Genomic DNA, 14429 nt, shown 5'->3' with positions numbered 1-14429 from the left:
ACATCGTCCGCCCGAGCCTTGGTCGCCATCCCTGCGCGATACCGTCCGCCGGCCCCGCGGCGCAAGCGTGTCAAAGCGTATCCGCCGGGACCTACACCCTTGCCCCACTCGCCTTCCCCTGCGTAAAGCCCATCCAAACGGGAGAAGCGCCAGTGTCCGAAACCACCGACCAGTTTTCCGAGCGCGAGGCGCTGCTGTTCCATTCGGAGGGACGCCCCGGCAAGATCGAGATCATCGCATCGAAACCGATGGCGACGCAGCGCGACCTGGCGCTCGCCTATTCGCCCGGCGTCGCGGTGCCCGTGAAGGCGATCTACGAAGACCCTGCCACCGCCTACGACTATACCGCCAAGGGCAACCTCGTCGCGGTCATCTCGAACGGCACCGCCATTCTCGGCCTCGGCAATCTCGGCGCGCTGGCGTCGAAGCCGGTGATGGAGGGCAAGGCGGTCCTGTTCAAACGCTTCGCCGACGTCGATTCGATCGATATCGAGCTGAAGACCGAGGATGTCGACCGCTTCATCGATGCGGTCGAGCTGATGGAGCCGAGCTTCGGCGGCATCAACCTCGAAGACATCAAGTCGCCCGAATGCTTCATCATCGAGCAGACGCTGCGCGAACGCATGAACATCCCGGTGTTCCATGACGACCAGCACGGCACCGCGATCATTTGCGCCGCCGGCCTCATCAACGCCTGCCTGCTGACCAAGCGCAAGTTGTCGGAGGTCAAGGTGGTGGTGAACGGGGCAGGGGCCGCCGCGATCGCCTGCACCGAACTCATGAAGGCCATGGGCGTCGCCCACGACAACGTCATCATGTGCGACCGCACCGGCGTGATCTATCAGGGGCGCGACGACGTGAACCAGTGGCAATCGGCCCATGCCGCCGCCACCGACCGCCGGACGCTCACCGAAGCGCTGCACGGCGCCGACGTGTTCCTGGGATTGTCGGCTGCCGGCGCATTGAAGCCCGAAATGGTCAAGGACATGGCCCCGTCGCCGATCATCTTCGCGATGGCCAACCCGGAACCTGAAATCCGCCCCGAACTGGCCAAGGCGGCGCGCCCCGACGCGATCGTCGCCACCGGGCGGTCGGACTATCCCAATCAGGTCAACAACGTCATCGGCTTCCCCTTCATCTTCCGCGGCGCATTGGACGTGCGCGCGACCGGCATCAACGACGAGATGAAGATCGCCGCCGCCAACGCCATCGCCGAACTGGCGCGCCAGCGCGTGCCGGAGGAAGTCGCGCTGGCCTATGGCACGCAGCACAGCTTCGGCCCCGACTACATCATCCCCGCGCCGTTCGACCCGCGCCTGATGGAACTGGTGCCGTCTGCGGTTGCCAAGGCAGCGATGGATTCGGGCGTCGCCACCCGCCCGATCCTCGACATGGAGGCGTATCGCCAGGAACTGCGCGCGCGCCTCAACCCGACCACCTCGGTCCTGACCATGGCCTATGAGGGGGCCAAAGCGCATCCCAAGCGCGTCCTGTTCGCCGAGGGCGAAGAGGAAGTCGTGCTGCGCGCGGCAATCGCGTTCAAGGAAGGCGGCTATGGTATCCCGGTGCTGGTCGGCCGCGAAGACGTCCACGATCGTCTGCGCGCCCTGGGCGTCGCCAACCCCGACGATTACGAAGTCCATAACAGCCGCACCAGCGAGATGGTGCCGCAGATGGTCGACTTCCTCTACGAACGACTCCAGCGCCGCGGCTTCCTGAAGCGCGATGCCGAACGGATGATCAACCAGGATCGCAACACCTTCGGCGCGGTGCTGCTGCAACTGGGCGTCGCCGACGCGATGATCACCGGTATCACCCGCACCTATGCGCAGACGTTCCGCGACGTGCGCCGCGTGATCGATCCGGTCGACGGCAAGGTGCCGTTCGGCATCCACCTGCTGGTGGGGCAGAGCCACACCGTCTTCATGGCCGACACGACGATCAACGAACGGCCGAGCGCCGAGGAACTGGCCGACATCGCCGAACGGACCGCCGCCGTCGCCCGCCGCATGGGCCACGAACCGCGCGTAGCGTTCCTCAGCTATTCGACCTTCGGCAACCCGTCGGGCCAGTGGATCGATAACGTCCGCGACGGCGTGGCCGCGCTCGACAAGCGGCAGGTCGGCTTCGAATATGAAGGCGAAATGGCCCCCGACGTCGCGCTCAACCCGCGTCAGATGGCGAACTTCCCCTTCGCCCGCCTGTCGGGTCCGGCGAACGTGCTGGTGATGCCGGGGCTGCAATCGGCCAATATCTCGGCCAAGCTGCTGCGCGAACTGGGTGGCGACGACGTGATCGGCCCGATGCTGATCGGCATGGAAAAGCCGGTGCAGATCGCCCCGATGACCAGCACCGCGAACGAACTGGTAACGCTGGCGGTGCTGGCGGCGGGCGGCATGGTGGGGTGACGGGCAGGGGCGCTCGCCGGATAGCGAGCGCCCCTCCACCCGATCGTCATTCCCGCGTAGGCGGAAATCCATAACCGCCGACGTTCGCGATAGAGTCGCTGTCGATGCGTGTATGGATTCCCGCCTACGCGGGGATGACGATGGCGATCTATCTCCAATCGCTTCCGTCACCCCGGCCTTGAGCCGGGGCCCCGCTTCTTTTCTACGGCCGGTCGAGGCTAGACCGCCGACGCCGCCAAAGCCCCCTCCCTCAAAACTCCTTGATCAACCGCACCCCGCCGACCGGCCGCGTGCGCTCGCCCCGCTGGCGATCGACCCCCGCACCGAACTGCACATTCACCTTGTCGGCCAGCGGCGCATGGAATTGCGGGATCAGCGCGACGCCGCCGTCGCGGTGCGACTTGTAATTGACCTCCAGCCCGACGACCCGGTCGCGACCCAGATCGTAAAAGGTCGAATGGTTGATCAGCAGCCCGGCATCGCTCTCCGACTGGCCCAGCCGCACATCGCCCACGCCGACCATCGACATCGTGCTCATCCGTTCGTTATGCCGCCGCCCGAGCATGTACAGCAGCGCCTGCGACGTCCGCCCGCTCTCGCGTTCGTAGATGCCGAGGAACTGGACGCCGTGGACGATCCGCCCCCGGTCCATCGTCCCGAACGTCGCCTGCGCCCCCATCTTCAATTCGGCCAGTCGCGTTCCCTCGAACGGCAATTCGAACTCCAGCGCGAAGCCGTCGGCCACGGCATATTCGACCTCCGGCGCCCATTCGAGCGCGCGCTCCTGCCCCGACAACGGCGACAGTGCGAGGACGTTGGTTTCCAGCTCGCCCCGTCGCGCGCCCATCGGCCGGACCATGTCGAACACCATCGGTTCGGGGATCTCCGGATAGCTGTTGGCCTCCCGCGCAGCGGCAGGCGCAGCGCCGGCGACCGTCAGCGCGAGGGCAACGAAACGGGCAATCGACATGACGGAAACGGACCCTTTTGGTGAAGGCGCGTTGTACGATCCGTGACCCGACCGTCAAACCAGCCGCGACAGGCCGAGACGGGAGCAGCATTTTGACCGGCGTCGTTAGCGAGGGAGCAACAAACATGGCCACCGCACTGGTGATCGGCGCGAACGGCGGCATCGGCGGGGCGCTGGTCGCGGCGCTTGCCTCCTCGGGCCGCTACGACCGGGTCATCGCCGCCGCCCGGCACGCGCCCGATGCGCTGGCCGAGGGCGTCGAGCATATGCCGATCGACATCGCCGACCCCGCCTCGATCGAGGCCGCCGCCGCGCGGATCGACCTCCCGCTCGACCGCGTCATCGTCGCCACCGGCATCCTTCACGACGACGCCGGCGGCCCCGAACGGTCGTTACGCGACCTCGACGCCGATCGCCTCGCCCATCTGTTCGCGATCAACACGATCGGCCCGGCGCTGGCGCTGAAGCATTTCGCACCACTGCTGGCGAAGGACGCGCCCGCGACTATCGCCTGCATTTCGGCCCGGGTCGGCAGTATCTCCGATAATCGCCTGGGCGGCTGGTACGGCTATCGCGCGTCGAAGGCCGCGCTGAACCAGATCGTCCGCACCGCGGCGATCGAACTGGCGCGCAGCCGGCCACAGGCGGTGTGCGTCGCGCTCCACCCCGGCACCGTCGATACCGGCCTGAGCAAGCCGTTCCAGCGCGGCGTGCCCGCCGAAAAGCTGTTCACCCCGGCCTATAGCGCCGAGCGCCTGCTCAGCGTGCTGGACGGCCTGACCCCCGCGCAAAGCGGCCGCATCTTCGCATGGGACGGGGCAGAGATCGCCCCCTGACCTCGCCCTCTTCGTCACCCCGGGTCAAGTCCGGGGTGACGAAGAAGGCGGCAGGTCCGGATGCCGATCCGGCCCCACCATAACTGTCGCCACCGCGAAGTCCGGGGTTCCCCGACCACGAGCCGGAAAAGCGACTTTCCTACAGCCGACCCTTCTGTCAGCCTCGCCGACGCTCTTTCCCATCGTCCGCTTGGGTCGCCGGCAGCGCATCCGCGCACCGCCGCCAACTTCCGCGCCCGAACGGGCGACAAAAACCGTTTCAACCTGCTAAAAATAAAAGAAAGTCACCCCGCCGAAACGCTCAACGTACCGCAACCTTCGCCAACTTCCGCTACCCGTCGATCGCGCCGCCCATCGACGCGTTGACCAACCCGCCATCGACGGTCAGCGTCTCGCCCACCACATAGTCCCCGCCGCGCGACGCGAGGTAGATCGCCGCCGCCGCCATATCCTCGTCCACCCCGATCCGCTGCGCAGGGATACGCTTCGCCACCCCGTCGCCGTGATCGCGCGCCGCCTTGTTCATGTCGCTGGCGAAGGCGCCGGGCGCGATCGAGGTGACATGGATCGCATCCGCCACCAGCCGCGCCGCCATCCGCCGCGTCAGGTGGATCAGCGCCGCCTTCGACGCCTGATAGCTGTACGTCTCCCACGGATTGACCCGTTGTCCGTCGATCGAGGTGATGTTGATGATCTTGGCCGGCCGTGCGCGCGATGCCGACGCCTTCAGCATCGGGTGCAGCGCCTGGGCAAGGAAGAACGGCGACTTGACGTTCAGGTCCATGACCTTGTCCCATCCGGCCTCCGGAAACGTCTCGAACGCCTCCCCCCACGCCGCGCCGGCATTGTTGACGAGAATGTCGAGCCGATCGGTCTGCGCGCCCAGCCGGTCGGCCAGCGCACGACATCCGTCGATGTCACCGACATCCTGCGGCAAAGCGATCGCGCCGATCTCGTCGGCCGTCGCGATGCACTGCTCGGCCTTGCGCGCAGAGATGAAGACCTTGGCCCCCTGCGCCACGAACCCGGCGGCGATCATCCGCCCGATCCCGCGCGATCCCCCGGTGACCAGCGCGACACGCCCGTCGAGGCGGAACAGGTTGGCGGTGTCCATAAACTCTCCTGCGGCAAACCGGAGTTTCGAATCGTCCGGTTCGTCAGGATGGCAGGCGATACCCGGTCTTGCAATCCGCCTGACAGCCGTATCCCCGCGCAGGCGGGGATCCAGAGCCCTCTGCGCAGACCGTCGGTCTGCCGGACCCTGGACCCCCGCCTGCGCTGGGGTATGAACGGCTAGCGTGGAACGATCAGATCCGTCCTAGCCGATGGTACAGATGGGCGAACTTGCTCGATTGCGGCTGGTCGGCGATCGTCTGGATATGCGTCGCCAGCGCTTCCTTAATCAGCTTGAAGTCTTCGGTTGAGAAGACGGCGCGGCTGCGGGTCGGTTCGGGCATCATCATTCTCCTTGGTCGTGATGGTCAGGCGGCCTGTTCGAACTGGGCCGTTTCGGTGGATTCGCCGAGCGCAGTGGTCGAACTGCTCCCTCCGGCCAGCGTCGTGGCGACGAGGTCGAAATAGCCGGTCCCGACCTCGCGCTGGTGCCGCGTCGCGGTATAGCCATTGGCCTCGGCGGCGAACTCTGCCTGTTGCAGCTCGCTATACGCCGCCATCCCCCGGTCACGGTACCCGCGCGCCAGCTCGAACATGCCGAAGTTCAGCTGGTGGAACCCGGCGAGCGTCACGAACTGGAACTTATACCCCATCGCGCCGATCTCGCGCTGGAAGCGGGCGATATCGTCCTTGTCGAGATTCTTCTCCCAATTGAACGACGGCGAGCAATTATACGCGAGCAGCTTGTTCGGGTACTTCGCCTTGATCGCCTCGGCAAAACGCCGCGCATCGTCGAGGTTCGGCTTGCTCGTCTCCCACCACAGCAGGTCGGCATGTTCGGCGAAAGCGACGCCCCGTGCGATGCAGTGATCGACGCCGGTCCCGTCCTTCAACCGGAAGAAGCCTTCCGGCGTCCGCTCGCCCGTCAGGAACGGATGATCGCGCTCGTCGATATCCGACGTGATCAGCTTGGCGCTTTCGGCATCGGTCCGCGCGCAGATGATCGTCGGTACTCCCGCGACGTCCGCGGCGAGGCGCGCCGCATCGAGGTTGCGGATATGCGCCTGCGTCGGAATCAGCACCTTGCCGCCGAGATGCCCGCACTTCTTCTCCGACGCCAGCTGGTCCTCGTAATGCACGCCGGCCACGCCCGCGGCGATATAGGCCTTCATGATCTCGAAGCAGTTGAGCGGGCCGCCGAACCCGGCTTCAGCATCGGCGACGATCGGCGCATACCAGTCGCGGGTCGCACCGCCCTCCATATGCTCGATCTGGTCGGCGCGGCCGAGGGTCGCGTTGATCCGCTTGGCCAGTTCCGGCCCGGCGTTCGACGGATAGAGCGACTGGTCGGGATACATCTGCCCGGCGGTGTTGGCATCGGCCGCGACCTGCCAGCCCGACAGATAGATCGCCTTCAGCCCCGCGCGCACCATCTGCATCGCCTGATTGCCCGACAGCGCGCCCAGCGCGTGGACATAGTCCTCGCTGTGCAGCAGCTCCCACAACCGGTTCGCTCCGCGCCGCGCCAGCGTATGCTCGACCGCGACCGATCCGCGCAGCTTCGCGATGTCCTGCGCGGTGTACGGGCGAGTGATCCCGTCGAAGCGGCCGGGCGGGGCGGGGACCAGATCGGCGATGTCCATTGTCATGTCCTTTACAGCGTGCGTTTCCGTTGACACCGCTATGCCGCGATAAACCGCGTCCCGTCAGCTGGGACGCGCCGAAATTGCGGTTGCAATGTCACGTTCGCTGGTGTTGCTGTTGTAATGATGTAAATTCGTGACAAGGCGTCGCAGATGGAAACCAAGCTCTTTGCCGGCCATGCCGTCCGTCGCCTTCGCCGCGGACAGGCGCTGACCCAGGCGGCGATGGCCGAACTGCTCGGCGTCTCCCCCAGCTATCTGAACCTGATCGAACGCAACCAGCGCCCGCTGACCGCGACGCTGCTGGTGGCGCTGGCCGAGCGCTTCGGCTTCGACGCGCGGACGCTGGCGGCAAGCGAGCCGGCGGGCGGCGCCGATGCGCTCCGGCGGCGGCTCGCCGACCCGATGTTCGCCGACCTCGCGCTCGATCGCGGCGACATCGCCGAATGGCTCGCCAGCGCACCCGGCGGCGCGGAGGCGTTCGCCCGCGTCTTCGACCGGCTGGGCAGCGGGGCAGGCGAGCCCGTCGCCGCCGACCCCGCCCGCGAAGCCCGCGCCGCGATCGAGCGCTGGCGCAACCATTTCCCCGACCTAGACGCCCAGGCCGAGGCGCTCGCCGACGATCTGCGGCAGAGCGGCGGCGACCCGGCGGCGGCGATGGCCGATCGCCTGCGCGTTCGCCACCACCTGTCGGTCCGCCTGCTGCCGGTGGAGGCGATGCCCGACCGCCTCCACCGCACCGACCTCCACGCCCGCCAGCTGCAACTGTCCGAACGCCTCGACCCCGCCTCGCGCAGCTTCGCGCTCGCCCGCGCTTTGGGCCATGCCGAGGCCCGTGCCGAGGTCGACGCGGTCGTCCGCGGCGCCGCCCTGACCGATCGCACCGCCGAGCAATGGCTCCGCCGCCATCTCCACGGCTATTTCGCCGCCGCAGTCATGATGCCCTATGCCCGCTTCCTGCGCGCGTGCGAGGCGACCGGCTACGACATCGCCCTGCTCGGCCGCCGGTTCGGCGCGGGGTTCGAACATGTCGCCCACCGCCTGACCACGCTCCATCGCGTCGGCGCGCGCGGCGCATCCTTCTGCCTGCTGCGGCTCGACCGCGCGGGCCAAGTGTCGAAGCGCTTCGCCGGCGCCAGCCAGTCGCCGCTGGTCGAGGGCGCGCCCTGTCCGCTGCTCGGCGCGTTCGACGCCTTCGCCCGCAGCGGGGAGGCGATCGTGCAACTGGTCGAACCCGAAGACGGCGGCAAATGGCTGACCATCGCCCGCACCGTCACGCCGCCCGGTGCGCTGGCTGGCGAAGTCCGCGCGCGCTTCGTCGTGATGCTTGGGCTGGCCGCCGAACAGGCCGCCGGCCTCGCCATGGCGCGCGGCCTCGACCTCTCGGCGCGCGGCGTTCCGGTTGGGGCAGGGTGCCGCGCCTGCACCCGCAGCGACTGTCCGCAACGCTCCGCCCCGCCACTGGCCCGGGCGATGCGGCTCGACGACCGTGAGGGCGGGCTGACGCCGTTCGCCTTTGCCGGGGACTGAGCTGCACGCTATGCTCCCGTTACGTCTCCCTTAACCCTGTCGTGGCACAACGCGGACATGCGAGTCCTCCATATCCTCGACCATGGCCTGCCGCTGCATAGCGGATACACGTTCCGTACGCGGGCGATCCTGACCGCGCAGATGGCGCGTGGGTGGCAGGTCGCTGCGGTCACCGGCGCGCGGCAGGGGGCGACGACATGCCCACGCGAAACGGTCGACGGCATCGATTTCCACCGCACCGTCCCGCCGCGCAAACTGCCGGCCCCCTTGGGCGAACTGGCGGAAATCCGCGCCTTTGCGGCATCGATCGACCGGGTGGTCGATATTTTCCGGCCCGATATCCTCCACGCCCATTCGCCGGTACTCGACGCGTTGGCCGCGCTGAAGGTTGCCAAGAAGCGCAACCTGCCGCTGGTCTACGAAATCCGCGCTTTCTGGGAAGACGCCGCGGTCGGCAACGGCACCGGCACCGAAGGGTCGCTGCGCTACCGCGCGACTCGCGCGCTCGAAAGCTGGGCGGTGCGCCGCGCCGATGGCGTCGCCGTCATCTGCGAAGGCCTGCGTCGCGATCTGGTCGCGCGCGGGATCGATGCGGGCAAGATCATGGTATCGCCCAACGGCGTCGACCTGACCCTGTTCGGCGATCCGCCCCCGCCCGACACCGCGCTCGCCGAAGAACTCGGCCTGACCGGCAAGGACGTGCTGGGCTATCTCGGCAGCTTCTACGATTACGAAGGGCTCGACACGCTGATCGCGGCGATGCCGGCGCTGGTCGCGGCGCGGCCGAACGTGCGGTTGCTGATGGTCGGCGGCGGCCCGATGGAAGCGGCGCTGCGTGCCCAGGCGGCGGCGTCGAGGGTCGCGCATGCCATCCACTTCATCGGCCGGGTGCCGCATCACGAGGTCGAACGCTATTACGGCCTCGTCGACCTGCTGGTGTATCCGCGCAAGGCGATGCGCCTGACCGACCTGGTCACGCCCCTGAAGCCGCTGGAGGCGATGGCGCAGCGCCGACTGGTCGCCGCGTCCAATGTCGGCGGCCACCGCGAACTGATCCGCGACGGCGATACCGGCACGCTGTTCCCGCCCGACGATCCCGCCGCACTCGCCACCCGCGTCGCGGCGCTGCTCGCCGATCGCTCGGGCTGGGACGCGATGCGCGACCGCGGCCGTGCTTTCGTCGAGGCGGAGCGCAACTGGGCATCGAACGTAGCGCGCTATCAGCCGCTCTACCAGAGCCTCATCGGGACAGGGACCGCGGACTTGCCCGCGACCGACCGCGCGATGGTGGACGCATGAACCGCGCGCTGCCCCCCGTCATCGCCGGCGTCGCCGGCCTAGCTGTCGCTATCGTCATCGCGCTGGTGCCGGCATGGCGGATCGAAACCGTCGTATCGGAAAGCGGACTGCCCGCCTTCCTGCCGATCGCCGCCCCGCCGCTCGGCTGGACCGCACGCGCCACGCTGATGCTGCTCGCCGGCCTGCTGGTCGCGGTGCCGCTATGGATCGGGCTGACGTTGCTCGGCGCCACGCGACCGACCGCGCTGACCTATGCCGAGGAAGTTGAGGACGAGTTGCCGCCCAGCGTCCGCCGCGCCGACGCCCATCCCGATGCGCCGCCGCGCCCGCCGGTGCGTGCCGGGCGCGATCTGGGCACGCCGTTCCTCGATCCCATCGAATCGGTCGAACCTGAGATCGCCCTGCCGCGCGACCTCGACACGCCGATGGCGATGTTCGATCCGCACGCCCTGCCGCAGGTTCCCGCCGCCCCGCCACCGACTGTCCGCCCGCTGTTCCGCCCGGTCGAGTCCGAGCACGAACTGGCCGAGTTCGTGCCGATCGTCGAACCCGAACCGGTCGACGTGACGGCGTACGAACCGGAACCGGTCGCCGAGGCAACGCCTGCCCGCGATCCGGAACCGGTCGAACCCGCCGCGCCGCCCCCCGCAGTACCCGCCGCCCCGGCACCGAGTATCGCGACGTTGCTCGACCGGCTGGACCGGGGATTGCAGCGGCGCAAGCTCGACGCGGCCGAACCGTCGCCTGAACCATCGCCCGGTCTAGCGTCCGCCCTCGGCGCGCTACGCCGCATGGCGGGCGGGGAATAGGTCCCGCCTCGTCTCACCCTCACCCTGCGCCGCCTTCGGCGTCTTTCCCTCTCCCGATGGGAGAGGGAAAGAGGCGCGCAGCGCTGGAAGGGTGAGGGTTACTACAATCGATCGATTAACGCCTGTGCAGGCATGACGATCAGCGCTCCTCGACCGTCAGCACCTCGACGTCGACGCCATCTCCCGTCGCGTTCCGCCGCACAGCAAGATCGGCGACCAGATGCCCGCGCAGCGGCAAATCCGCATCGGGCAACCCTGCAACCCACCGCTCGAACGCCGCGCCCTCACCGATCAGTGTCAGCCGATGCCGCGCGCCGTTGAACGTCGCGCTGGCCCACGGCGTCGCACTCGACCGGACGATCGCGATCGTCACCCCCGCCGCCTCTGCCGCGATGCGCAGTCGCCGCTCCAGCAGGGTCGTCGCATCCGGTCCCCGGCTCATTCCGCGCGTTCCTGCCGGTCGATATAGGCTTCGATCCGCGCGACCAGCGGCGGGCGCGGCTGGCGGCCGTTGCGCAGGTCGCCGACCAGTCGCGGGTCGCCCGCCGCCCGTCGCCCGAACAGCGTTTCCGGCATGCCGGTTTCCTGCAGATGCCGGCTGATCCTTTGCAATATCGTATGCATCCATCACCTCCCACGCGCTCCCTCGACTCGAATGATGTTCCTGAAATGTTCTCTCAAATCCAACTTGTCTAGGAAAAATCCTACGGCTAGGATGCGGGCATGGAATCAGTCGACATTCGCGCCGCGCTCGCGCGCATCGCCGGCGAACGCGGCGTCAGCTTTGCCGAGCTGTCGCGCGTGCTCGGGCGCAACCCGGCCTATGTGCAGCAATATATCGAGCGGGGATCACCGCGCCGCCTGTCCGAACCGGACCGCGCGACGCTCACCCGCTATCTGGGCGTTCCCGAATCGTTTCTGGGTGGCCCGCCCGAACGGGAATGGATCGCCGTCCCCCGGATCGATGCCGCCGCCTCGGCAGGCCCCGGCGGGCTGGTCGAACAGGATCTGCACGACGGCGCGATGCGGGTCGATCCCGCGATGCTGCGCCAGTTGGGCGTTCGTCCCGCCAATGCGTCGATGATCGCGGTGGCCGGCGATTCGATGCTGCCGACGCTGGCCGATGGCGATGCGATCCTCGTCGATCGCGGTGACCGGCGCGGCGTGTCGGGCGCGATCCATGTCGTGCGGCATGACGGGTTGTTGTTGGTCAAGCGGCTGGTGCGCGGAGCGGGGGGCGTCGAGTTGTTCAGCGACAATCCGGACTATCCGCCGATCGCGCTCGACGGCGCACCCGATATCGTCGGGCGGGTGGTGTGGCTGGCGCGCTCTCTATAGCTCGCCTTCGACGATCCGATCGTCGTCGGAACGTTCATAGCCGAACAGGTCGCCCGGCTCGCACTCCAGATAGTGGCAGATCGCGGCGATCGTCGAAAAGCGCACGCCCTTCACCTTGCCCGATTTCAGCAGCGACAGGTTCGATTCGGTGATCCCGATCGCGCGCGCCAGCTCGTTCGACCGCACCTTCCGCCTGGCGAGCATCACGTCGAGGTTCACCGTCACCGGCATCAGATGATCTCCGCGATGTCGGCCTGCGCCCGGCTGCCCGCCGACAACGCCCATCCGACCGCGATGGCGGCGAACGCCAGCATCAGGTTCTGCCCCAGCACGCCGGCATCGACGACGAAATACCAGCTGCGATACCCGTCGATCCCCGGCAACAGCAGCATCGCGCGCAAACTGGCGATCAGCGGCGTGGCGACCGCCATTGCCAGCGCCGCCCAGCCCGCGCGTCGCAACCACGGCAGCGCCGCGACCAGCCCGTCGCGCGAACGCGCGCCCAACCGGCGTAGCGCGATGCCGACGAAGATCGCCAGCGCCCATCCGGGTACGAACTCGCCGACCGACAGCGTGTCCAGTCCGGCCGTCACCCACGGATCGTCGAGATGGCGTTCGAACCGCGCCTCGACCGCCTTCGACGTATCCAGCTTCATACGCGACTCGTCGGGCAGGGCCTCCTTCACCGCGTCGTAATAGCCGCAATCGTCCTTGCTGCAGATCACCTCGGCACCGCCGGGTAGCGCGGCGGCGACCGTCAGCGCCATCATGAAGGCGGGGGCCAGCAGGAACAATGCGCCGACCACCCGGCACGCCCGCGCCTGACTATTGCTCAACGAATAGCTGTCGGACATGAATCTCTTTCTGTTTTACAGAAACTAATTTCTATCCTACACGATGGATGCGAACGGGGCGAGAGTCGCTGGCCGGCGCGGGGAAGGGAACCACAGCATGCGTGCCAAATTGCTGGTTGCGACCGGGGCGGCGATGGCCGTGTCGGCGATGTCCTGTCATGCCCAGGACCGGTCGGGGGCGACCGACGCGCCGATCTTCACCGGCGCCTATGCCGGGATCGAGGCGGGCGTGCGCCAGCACCGCTTCGAACTGGAAGTGACCGAACCGCGCTTCGGTACGACCGAGACACGCCGGTACGACGCGATCGGGTTCGGCGGCGGCGCGTTCGCCGGCTACGACCTCGCTGCAACGTCGCGCCTGCGATTGGGGGTGGAGGCCGCGGTCGTCGCCGGTGGCGGATCGCCGGTCGCCGGCGTCAACGGCCGCAGCTACCGCGAATACCCGCAATGGGGCTACCGCGTCGGCGGGCGGATCGGATACGTCGTCGGCGATCGCGCGCTGGTCTATGGTGCCGCAGGTTTTGGTGCGCAGCGGCACGATTTCCGCGACGGGCTGGGCGTCGATAATGCCGATCACTGGTCGAACGGCGTCAGCTATGGTGGCGGCGTGGAATATCGCGTGTCGCGGCGCGTCGGCGTCCGGCTCGACTATCGCGAACTCGGCGGCGTGTCGCGCGCGCTGACGCTCGGCGTGCCGGTGCGGTTCTGACATGCTGGTCGCCGCGCTCGTGCTGATGCTGCAACAGGCGGTGGCGCCACCCGCGCCGCCCGAGGACGAGATCACCGTCATCGGCCGCCGTATCCGCGACATGCGGTTCGCGGTGAAATACGACCGCCGCCGCCGCGCCTATCGTTGCATCGTCCGACGGACCAGCGGCGATCCGGCGCTCGACACCGCGATGTGCGATCGCGGCCTGCGCTGTACCCGGGGCGGTACCTCGGTCGCACAGATCGAGGGGTGCGTGAAGCAGGGGTTCGAGACGTTGCCCGGCCTCTACGCCAGCGAACGGCGGGAGTTCAGCGGCGATCCCGCCGCCAGATGACGACCGCGATGACGATCCCGATCGTCAGGCCGATCAACAGCCCGGCGGTCGCTTCGCCGAACGCTGCGCCGCCGATCGCGCCGGCCATCACGCCCAGCGCGATCGGCATGCCGCCGGCCTTCGGACTATGGGGAGGTTTGTTCATCGCCGCCGCTCTGCCACACTCGCGTTCCCGGCGCCACCGCGTCCCGTCCGTGCCGGATCGGGACGGCGGATGTCCCGCATCGGGATTGCGTCGCGGCCGTTAACGATCGAGAGGCGCGGGAAGGGCGGTCGGACCGGTTCCGGCACGATCCCTGTAACGAAAGCTTCCATGCGCGACACTACCGTACCCTATATCGCCGACCGTTCCGATCTGGTGCGGGCGCACGAACTGATGCGCGGGTTCGGATCGGCCGCCGCCGATGAGGCGACCGCCCGCGCGACCCAGGCGCGCGACCGCGACAATGTCGTACAGTTCTGCCGCTGGCGTCAGGTCGCCCGGCTCGTCACGCTGCTGGCGCATCCCGCCGCCTGGGGTACGATTCACTGACCATTCGGGCGCGTTTGCCCTTGGCGGCGGGCGTACTGCCGGGCTAGGACAATC

18 protein-coding genes are annotated in these 14429 nt (G+C 68.1%); 9 read left to right on the top strand and 9 right to left on the bottom strand.

Going from position 1 to position 14429, the window contains the following annotated elements:
* The first annotated feature begins 152 nt into the window (after nucleotides 1-152).
* On the top strand, nucleotides 153-2408 hold the full coding sequence (locus MF610_RS08900) for an NADP-dependent malic enzyme (RefSeq protein ID WP_242195050.1): 2256 nt from the start codon (nucleotides 153-155) through the stop codon (nucleotides 2406-2408).
* 250 nt (nucleotides 2409-2658) lie between these two features.
* Here MF610_RS08900 and MF610_RS08895 read toward each other — a convergent pair whose 3' ends face one another.
* Entirely contained in the window at nucleotides 2659-3378 is a 720-nt protein-coding gene (locus MF610_RS08895) for a hypothetical protein (protein WP_242195047.1), read from the bottom strand.
* A 125-nt stretch (nucleotides 3379-3503) separates the two neighbouring features.
* On the opposite strand from MF610_RS08895, the gene MF610_RS08890 reads away from it, so the two are divergent.
* Nucleotides 3504-4214, top strand: coding sequence for an SDR family NAD(P)-dependent oxidoreductase (locus MF610_RS08890; protein WP_242195044.1), 711 nt, complete (start codon nucleotides 3504-3506; stop codon nucleotides 4212-4214).
* Nucleotides 4215-4545: 331 nt separating this feature from the next.
* Here the strand turns inward: MF610_RS08890 and MF610_RS08885 are convergent, their stop codons facing one another.
* The 3 genes from MF610_RS08885 to aceA all read right to left on the bottom strand — a co-directional run bounded on the left by MF610_RS08885 (nucleotide 4546) and on the right by aceA (nucleotide 6970).
* Complete coding sequence (locus MF610_RS08885; protein ID WP_242195041.1) at nucleotides 4546-5328, bottom strand: SDR family oxidoreductase; 783 nt, start codon at nucleotides 5326-5328, stop codon at nucleotides 4546-4548.
* Between the two features lie 193 nt (nucleotides 5329-5521).
* The gene (locus MF610_RS08880) at nucleotides 5522-5671 is read right to left on the bottom strand and encodes a hypothetical protein (RefSeq protein ID WP_242195360.1); all 150 of its coding nucleotides are present in this window, start codon (nucleotides 5669-5671) and stop codon (nucleotides 5522-5524) included.
* Between the two features lie 24 nt (nucleotides 5672-5695).
* Complete coding sequence (gene aceA / locus MF610_RS08875) at nucleotides 5696-6970, bottom strand: isocitrate lyase (protein WP_242195039.1); 1275 nt, start codon at nucleotides 6968-6970, stop codon at nucleotides 5696-5698.
* A gap of 153 nt (nucleotides 6971-7123) precedes the next feature.
* On the opposite strand from aceA, the gene MF610_RS08870 reads away from it, so the two are divergent.
* The 3 genes from MF610_RS08870 to MF610_RS08860 are packed head-to-tail and all read left to right on the top strand — an operon-like array spanning nucleotide 7124 to nucleotide 10608.
* On the top strand, nucleotides 7124-8500 hold the full coding sequence (locus MF610_RS08870) for a helix-turn-helix domain-containing protein (RefSeq protein WP_242195036.1): 1377 nt from the start codon (nucleotides 7124-7126) through the stop codon (nucleotides 8498-8500).
* Nucleotides 8501-8557: 57 nt separating this feature from the next.
* Complete coding sequence (locus MF610_RS08865) at nucleotides 8558-9799, top strand: TIGR04063 family PEP-CTERM/XrtA system glycosyltransferase (RefSeq protein ID WP_242195034.1); 1242 nt, start codon at nucleotides 8558-8560, stop codon at nucleotides 9797-9799.
* The gene (locus MF610_RS08860; RefSeq protein WP_242195031.1) at nucleotides 9796-10608 is read left to right on the top strand and encodes a hypothetical protein; all 813 of its coding nucleotides are present in this window, start codon (nucleotides 9796-9798) and stop codon (nucleotides 10606-10608) included. Before MF610_RS08865 ends, MF610_RS08860 begins: the two co-directional genes overlap by 4 nt.
* 139 nt (nucleotides 10609-10747) lie before the next feature.
* Here the strand turns inward: MF610_RS08860 and MF610_RS08855 are convergent, their stop codons facing one another.
* Both MF610_RS08855 and MF610_RS08850 read right to left on the bottom strand, forming a co-directional pair.
* Nucleotides 10748-11050 (bottom strand): hypothetical protein, encoded by a 303-nt coding sequence (locus MF610_RS08855; RefSeq protein WP_242195028.1) that lies wholly within the window; start codon nucleotides 11048-11050, stop codon nucleotides 10748-10750.
* Entirely contained in the window at nucleotides 11047-11232 is a 186-nt protein-coding gene (locus tag MF610_RS08850) for a hypothetical protein (RefSeq protein WP_242195025.1), read from the bottom strand. The genes MF610_RS08855 and MF610_RS08850 overlap by 4 nt, the downstream gene beginning before the upstream one ends.
* A gap of 99 nt (nucleotides 11233-11331) precedes the next feature.
* Between MF610_RS08850 and MF610_RS08845 the strand changes: the two genes are divergently transcribed.
* Nucleotides 11332-11946, top strand: a complete 615-nt coding sequence (locus tag MF610_RS08845) for a S24 family peptidase (RefSeq protein ID WP_242195022.1) — start codon at nucleotides 11332-11334, stop codon at nucleotides 11944-11946.
* Here the strand turns inward: MF610_RS08845 and MF610_RS08840 are convergent.
* Nucleotides 11941-12177 (bottom strand): helix-turn-helix domain-containing protein, encoded by a 237-nt coding sequence (locus tag MF610_RS08840; protein ID WP_242195019.1) that lies wholly within the window; start codon nucleotides 12175-12177, stop codon nucleotides 11941-11943. The two genes, MF610_RS08845 and MF610_RS08840, sit on opposite strands and share 6 nt — an antisense overlap.
* Nucleotides 12177-12800 carry a hypothetical protein gene (locus MF610_RS08835; RefSeq protein WP_242195016.1) on the bottom strand — a complete coding sequence of 208 codons (624 nt, stop codon included), beginning with the start codon at nucleotides 12798-12800 and terminating at the stop codon, nucleotides 12177-12179. Before MF610_RS08835 ends, MF610_RS08840 begins: the two co-directional genes overlap by 1 nt.
* A 97-nt stretch (nucleotides 12801-12897) precedes the next feature.
* Between MF610_RS08835 and MF610_RS08830 the strand changes: the two genes are divergently transcribed.
* Nucleotides 12898-13509, top strand: a complete 612-nt coding sequence (locus MF610_RS08830) for an outer membrane protein (protein WP_242195014.1) — start codon at nucleotides 12898-12900, stop codon at nucleotides 13507-13509.
* Between the two features lies 1 nt (nucleotide 13510).
* Nucleotides 13511-13843: a hypothetical protein gene (locus tag MF610_RS08825; protein ID WP_242195011.1), complete on the top strand. Its 333-nt coding sequence runs from the start codon at nucleotides 13511-13513 to the stop codon at nucleotides 13841-13843.
* Here MF610_RS08825 and MF610_RS08820 read toward each other — a convergent pair.
* Nucleotides 13818-13988 carry a hypothetical protein gene (locus MF610_RS08820; protein WP_242195007.1) on the bottom strand — a complete coding sequence of 57 codons (171 nt, stop codon included), beginning with the start codon at nucleotides 13986-13988 and terminating at the stop codon, nucleotides 13818-13820. The genes MF610_RS08825 and MF610_RS08820 overlap by 26 nt on opposite strands.
* A gap of 168 nt (nucleotides 13989-14156) precedes the next feature.
* On the opposite strand from MF610_RS08820, the gene MF610_RS08815 reads away from it, so the two are divergent.
* Nucleotides 14157-14375, top strand: coding sequence for a hypothetical protein (locus MF610_RS08815; RefSeq protein WP_242195004.1), 219 nt, complete (start codon nucleotides 14157-14159; stop codon nucleotides 14373-14375).
* Nucleotides 14376-14429 lie beyond the last annotated feature (54 nt).

Source organism: Sphingomonas hankookensis (assembly GCF_022664465.1).
Taxonomy (GTDB): domain Bacteria; phylum Pseudomonadota; class Alphaproteobacteria; order Sphingomonadales; family Sphingomonadaceae; genus Sphingomonas; species Sphingomonas hankookensis.
The sequence above is the reverse complement of the archived record's forward strand: the minus strand, read 5'-3'. Positions and strand labels throughout refer to the sequence as shown.

Bases quoted from the DNA above. Each gene is read 5' to 3' on its own strand.
- MF610_RS08895 (WP_242195047.1), bottom strand. From the start codon at position 3,378: ATGTCGATTGCCCGTTTCGTTGCCCTCGCGCTGACGGTCGCCGGCGCT.
- MF610_RS08890 (WP_242195044.1), top strand. From the start codon at position 3,504: ATGGCCACCGCACTGGTGATCGGCGCGAACGGCGGCATCGGCGGGGCG.
- MF610_RS08885 (WP_242195041.1), bottom strand. From the start codon at position 5,328: ATGGACACCGCCAACCTGTTCCGCCTCGACGGGCGTGTCGCGCTGGTC.
- MF610_RS08880 (WP_242195360.1), bottom strand. From the start codon at position 5,671: ATGCCCGAACCGACCCGCAGCCGCGCCGTCTTCTCAACCGAAGACTTC.
- aceA (WP_242195039.1), bottom strand. From the start codon at position 6,970: ATGGACATCGCCGATCTGGTCCCCGCCCCGCCCGGCCGCTTCGACGGG.
- MF610_RS08870 (WP_242195036.1), top strand. From the start codon at position 7,124: ATGGAAACCAAGCTCTTTGCCGGCCATGCCGTCCGTCGCCTTCGCCGC.
- MF610_RS08865 (WP_242195034.1), top strand. From the start codon at position 8,558: ATGCGAGTCCTCCATATCCTCGACCATGGCCTGCCGCTGCATAGCGGA.
- MF610_RS08860 (WP_242195031.1), top strand. From the start codon at position 9,796: ATGAACCGCGCGCTGCCCCCCGTCATCGCCGGCGTCGCCGGCCTAGCT.
- MF610_RS08855 (WP_242195028.1), bottom strand. From the start codon at position 11,050: ATGAGCCGGGGACCGGATGCGACGACCCTGCTGGAGCGGCGACTGCGC.
- MF610_RS08850 (WP_242195025.1), bottom strand. From the start codon at position 11,232: ATGCATACGATATTGCAAAGGATCAGCCGGCATCTGCAGGAAACCGGC.
- MF610_RS08845 (WP_242195022.1), top strand. From the start codon at position 11,332: ATGGAATCAGTCGACATTCGCGCCGCGCTCGCGCGCATCGCCGGCGAA.
- MF610_RS08840 (WP_242195019.1), bottom strand. From the start codon at position 12,177: ATGCCGGTGACGGTGAACCTCGACGTGATGCTCGCCAGGCGGAAGGTG.
- MF610_RS08835 (WP_242195016.1), bottom strand. From the start codon at position 12,800: ATGTCCGACAGCTATTCGTTGAGCAATAGTCAGGCGCGGGCGTGCCGG.
- MF610_RS08830 (WP_242195014.1), top strand. From the start codon at position 12,898: ATGCGTGCCAAATTGCTGGTTGCGACCGGGGCGGCGATGGCCGTGTCG.
- MF610_RS08825 (WP_242195011.1), top strand. From the start codon at position 13,511: ATGCTGGTCGCCGCGCTCGTGCTGATGCTGCAACAGGCGGTGGCGCCA.
- MF610_RS08820 (WP_242195007.1), bottom strand. From the start codon at position 13,988: ATGAACAAACCTCCCCATAGTCCGAAGGCCGGCGGCATGCCGATCGCG.
- MF610_RS08815 (WP_242195004.1), top strand. From the start codon at position 14,157: ATGCGCGACACTACCGTACCCTATATCGCCGACCGTTCCGATCTGGTG.